Annotated in this window: 1 protein-coding gene and 1 pseudogene; both read left to right on the top strand. The window is 72.8% G+C overall.

Annotated features, from left to right (window positions below; all coding sequences use genetic code 11):
- On the top strand, nucleotides 1-289 hold a 289-nt coding region (locus x551_RS26060; RefSeq protein ID WP_036251629.1), incomplete at its 5' end, for a hypothetical protein.
- Nucleotides 290-321: 32 nt separating this feature from the next.
- Nucleotides 322-1,212, top strand: a pseudogene (locus x551_RS22195) (alpha/beta hydrolase); the annotation flags it as partial.
- Between the last annotated feature and the right edge of the window lie 183 nt (nucleotides 1,213-1,395).

Consider the following 1,395-nt stretch of genomic DNA (forward strand, 5'->3'; position numbering starts at 1 on the left):
CCGGCTGGACATCCCGCCGCACGCGAGCCGCGAGCGCGGCTTCGAGATCTACTGCAGCCTGGCCGTGAAGGCGCAGGGCAGTGGCGAGGCCTGGCACGAGCTGCGGGTGCTGGTGGACGGCGCGCTGGCGTGGTCGCGCCGCGTGAGCACGCAGCCGGGCGGCCGCGATTCGCTCGACGTGCGGCTGCGCCGCCAGGTCCCGGCCGGACAGCCGCTGCGACTGACCGCGGTGGCGCAGACGCAGCGGGCCACACGGCTGGGGCTGGTAATCACCGCCGACGAGGAATGACGGGCGCCTCGACGGACAACGGAGCAACGACGATGGGCAGCCACTGGTTCGAAGGCTTCGAGAGCCGCACGTTCGACATCGACGGCGTGACGCTGTTCGCCCGCGTCGGCGGCCCGCCCGACGGGCCGCCGCTGCTGCTGCTGCACGGCTACCCGCAGACGCACGCGATCTGGCATCGCGCGGCGCAGCGGCTGGCCGACCGCTACCGGCTGGTGATGCCCGACCTGCGCGGCTACGGCCGCTCGGCCAAGCCGCCCGGCACGCACGACCACGCCAACTACAGCAAGCGCGCGATGGCGGCCGACGTGGTGGGCGTGATGCGCGCGCTGGGCCACGAGCGCTTCTTCGTGGCCGGCCACGACCGCGGCGGGCGCGTGGCACACCGGCTGGCGCTGGACCATCCGCAGGCGGTGCGCAAGCTGTGCGTGCTGGACATCGTGCCCACGCTGACGATGTACGAGCGCACCGACATGGCCTTCGCGCAGGCCTACTACCACTGGTTCTACCTGATCCAGCCCGCGCCGCTGCCCGAGAAGCAGATCGGCGCCGACCCGGGCTGGTACCTGCGGCACACGCTGGGCGGCTGGGGAAGCAAAGGCATCGCCTTCATCGAACCCGAGGCGCTGGCCGACTACGACCGCGGCTTCTGCACGCCCGAGGGCGTTCACGGCGCCTGCGAGGACTACCGCGCCGCCGCCGGCATCGACCTGGAGCACGACCGCGCCAGCCGCCAGGCCGGCCAGCGCGTGGCCTGTGACCTGCACGTGCTGTGGGGCGCGCGCGGCGTGGTGGCGAAGCAGTTCCAGCCGATCGCCGACTGGCAGGCCGCGTGCAGCGGCGCGGTGAGCGGCTACGCGGTGCCGGCCGGGCACTTCATTCCCGAGGAGTTGCCGGCGCTGACGGCGACCGAGCTGCAGAATTTTTTGGCGCGTGACGGAATAAACCAGCGGGCTGGACTGTTCACCACGACAGACCACCCCCGGAGGCTCCATGAACCGCAAGATCCCGTTCTTCTGCGCCCTCGCCCCGATCGCCGCGCTCGTCGCCGGCTGCGCCGGCTACGGCAGCTCGTACGGCACGCACGCCGCGGCGCCGGCCACGGCGGC

The sequence above is a fragment of the Methylibium sp. T29 genome (assembly GCF_000576205.1).
GTDB lineage: Bacteria > Pseudomonadota > Gammaproteobacteria > Burkholderiales > Burkholderiaceae_C > Methylibium > Methylibium petroleiphilum.